This is a genomic window from Roseibium sp. ROS1, from assembly GCF_054658215.1.
Window position 1 is genome coordinate 1 of sequence record NZ_BAAGIG010000026.1, and the last position, 817, is coordinate 817.

Consider the following 817-nt stretch of genomic DNA (forward strand, 5'->3'; position numbering starts at 1 on the left):
GGCGATGTCACCTTAACTTGAATTCGGATGGATGGGGGACTTCTGCCTCGAGGATTGATCTCAGCTCATGGCTCCGGCCGCAGCGTTCCACTCTGCGATCGCCTGGATACGGTGAACGCGGTTTTGGAATGCGAAGCGTTGTGAGCGGGGTGGGACGAAGAGGTTACGGACAGCGGAGAAGACAGAGACGAAGCGCTGAAGGCCTCCCGGTGATCGGAAGCCTTGCATCATCCGCTCTCGCTTTCGCAGCGGCACATGAGAATTCTCGGCTCGGTTGTTCAGACCCTTGTGAGATCGGTGTTCGACGTGTGGCATGACCTGTCGCCGGGCTGCTCCATAGGAGCGCAACTTGTCCGTAATCATCCTCTTCGGTGCGATGCCCTGCTTCCTCAGAAGTCGGGTCAGCAATCGCCTGGCAGCCTTGGTGTTGCGGCGCGTCTGGACGATTTCGTCAAGCACATACCCGTCCTGATCGACGGCCCGCCATAGCCAGCGTTTTCTGCCAGCAATGGTGATGACCACCTCGTCCAGATACCACACATCGTTCCCGCCGGGTGTCTTGCGGCGAAGGCGACGCGCATAATCGGGGCCGAACTTCTTTCCCCAGCGGCGGATCGTTTCATAGGAGACGGCAATGCCCCGCTCCAGGAGCAATTCCTCTACAAGGCGCAGGCTCAGCGGAAACCGAAAGTAGAGCCAAACTGCGTGGGCGATGATCTGGGGTGGGAAGCGGTGGCGCTTGTAACTGACTGGCGAAGTGCTCATGATCCTGCGTCTATCGCAGCCACCCCTCACAAGACGTTACCGTGACATCGCC

General features: G+C 59.1%; 1 protein-coding gene. It reads right to left on the minus strand.

From position 1 onward, the window contains the following. Positions 1–60: 60 nt before the first annotated feature. Positions 61–765, minus strand: coding sequence for an IS6 family transposase (locus ACYQ6M_RS30335; protein ID WP_460077692.1), 705 nt, complete (start codon positions 763–765; stop codon positions 61–63). Between the last annotated feature and the right edge of the window lie 52 nt (positions 766–817).

Bases quoted from the DNA above. Each gene is read 5' to 3' on its own strand.
- ACYQ6M_RS30335 (WP_460077692.1), bottom strand. From the start codon at position 765: ATGAGCACTTCGCCAGTCAGTTACAAGCGCCACCGCTTCCCACCCCAG.